Annotated in this window: 1 protein-coding gene and 1 pseudogene; both read left to right on the top strand. The window is 68.4% G+C overall.

The features are described 5' to 3' along the window. Positions 1-11: 11 nt before the first annotated feature. Positions 12-299: pseudogene (locus V5E28_RS49030) on the top strand (transposase); the annotation flags it as partial. Positions 300-509: 210 nt separating this feature from the next. Beyond that, positions 510-938: IS110 family transposase (locus V5E28_RS49025; protein WP_336217194.1), on the top strand; the 429-nt coding region annotated here is incomplete at its 3' end.

Below are 938 nucleotides of genomic sequence, written 5' to 3'. Positions count from 1 at the left end.
AGGATCGAGTCATGGCACGTCCGTCCCCCTACCCTCCCGAGCTTCGTGAGCGCGCGGTGCGCATGGTCGCGGAGATCCGGCCGAACTACCCGACCGAGTGGGCCGCGATGAAAGCGGTCGCAGCAAAGCTCGGCATCGGAACGGCCGAGACGGTGCGCAGCTGGGTGCGCCGGGCGCAGATCGATGCAGGACAGCGGCCCGGGACCACCACGGCCGAAGCCGAGGAGATCAAGCGGCTGAAGGCCGAGAACGCCGAACTGCGGCGGGCCAACGAGATCCTCAAAGCGGCGTCGGTTTTCTTCGCTTAAATATCATCGATGACATCCCCGGCGGGTTCGCTCGTTTCTTCGCTGCCCTGGCCAGACGCTGGTGGCTTGTCCCGATGTGCGGCCCGCCGGGGTCCTGCCGCCCGGTGTGGCTTGATAGGAGCGTGCGATGGCTCGATTTAGGCGTGCCCGCCGGACCGGCATGGACCGAACTGCCTGGTAAACAGCCTGCAGGAGGAACAGTTGGTCGTCATCGGCATCGATGCCCACAAGCGCACCCACACCCTGGTAGCGGTCGACCAGGTCGGCCGCAAACTCACTGAACGCACCGTCCGCGCGACCTCGGACGGTCACGCGGACGCCGCGGCCTGGGCGAGCCAATGGCCCGACGTCGTGTTCGCCATCGAGGACTGCCGGCACGTGACCCGGCGTCTGGAGGGCGATCTGCTCCGGGCCGGCTACCGGGTGGTGCGTGTTACCACCCAGCTGATGGCGAGCCAGCGCCGCGGTGGCCGCGAACGCGGCAAGTCCGATCCGATCGACGCGCTGGCGGTCGCCCGGGTCGCGCTGCGTGAGCCGGACCTGCCGGTCGCGCACCTGGACGGTCCGTCGCGAGAGGTGAAACTGCTGGCCGACTACCGCGATGACCTGGTCGTCCAGCGGACCCGGATC

It is taken from the genome of Nonomuraea sp. LPB2021202275-12-8 (genome assembly GCF_037044575.1).
GTDB lineage: Bacteria > Actinomycetota > Actinomycetes > Streptosporangiales > Streptosporangiaceae > Nonomuraea.
The sequence above is the reverse complement of the archived record's forward strand: the minus strand, read 5'-3'. Positions and strand labels throughout refer to the sequence as shown.